This is a genomic window from Vibrio sp. 1874 (assembly GCF_033344395.1).
Classification (GTDB): Bacteria; Pseudomonadota; Gammaproteobacteria; order Enterobacterales; family Vibrionaceae; genus Vibrio; species Vibrio alginolyticus.
On sequence record NZ_JAWPOR010000183.1, the window covers coordinates 1 to 1049 of the forward strand.

At 44.1% G+C, this 1049-nt stretch carries 1 protein-coding gene; it reads right to left on the bottom strand.

The genetic code is table 11. The features are described 5' to 3' along the window. A partial coding sequence (locus R8N46_RS25480) for a nitrate- and nitrite sensing domain-containing protein (RefSeq protein WP_318189814.1) occupies nt 1-734 on the bottom strand: 734 nt, incomplete at its 3' end. Nucleotides 735-1049: the final 315 nt, after the last annotated feature.

Sequence of the window (1049 nt, forward strand, 5' to 3'; positions counted from 1 at the left end):
GCAGGACTGTTTTGGTGCGATTGCAATGACTGTCGATATTGTTCTGGGAACGCAATTTGCGCTTTTCTTGATGCGTAATCCCCCGATTGGATGTATCCCTCAATGTTGGAGAACAAAACAGATGTGGCGCTTCCTTTCGCAAATACCCCATTAAGTGCGCCGCGTGCTTGGCCTGCACGCTCTTTCATCACGATCACAGAGATCAACGCATCACCAAGCGTACCTAGCTCTCGGCTTTGAGTCTGTGCAATCAAAACGTCGATGTTGTCGATGATGAGCTGATTCAGGTTGGAGTAATAACCAAAAGGTGCAATTTGAGGCGAAAGGCGATCAACCCCTTGTCGAACCTGATTGAGTCGATTGAGCTGCACTTGGACATCTTGGAGTAAGTCGTAGCTATCGCTGCTGCTAATTAATGGCGTGTTAAGTTGAACCAATGAATTGATCGCGTCATCGACTTTTTTTCTTTGCTTAGTCAGCTTTTGCACGATTTCAGTTTTGCCTTGGCTACCCAGTACGCCGGCTGTTAGTCCACGTTCGACGGCGAGATTATGCGCTAGGTTGTCGTAGTGGGTGATTAAGGTCACTAGCTGCTGATCTTTCAGGGCTTGGTGGGACTGAGTGTTTAAATTAATGGTGTGCTGAACCGCAAGAAAAATAGCAAGTAATAATGGGACGCCTGCAACAATACTGACCATGATATAGAGGGGAAACTGACGAACGAACGCAAACATAGAGCTCTCCTAGGTACCAACCGTGAAATCCATTTACTGAGGTATTTTTCCCCATTAATTAGCAGTATAGGGTAAAAATATGAAAGCTAATGGATAATCATAAAGTAGTAGTTGGTTTTTTGCTGAGAAAGTGATTAGTAGCAATGTAACAAGTGGCATATTTGCATGCCATTGCATTTTGCAAATGCAATTTGCGAATATGCTGGTTAATAATGCGTCGATATGCACCTGGATCTATTAAAAAACGGCTTTTTTAAAGTTGGCACGCATCGTGCATTACTTAGAGTGACCCTTATTAAGCCGAGGGTCACCTAG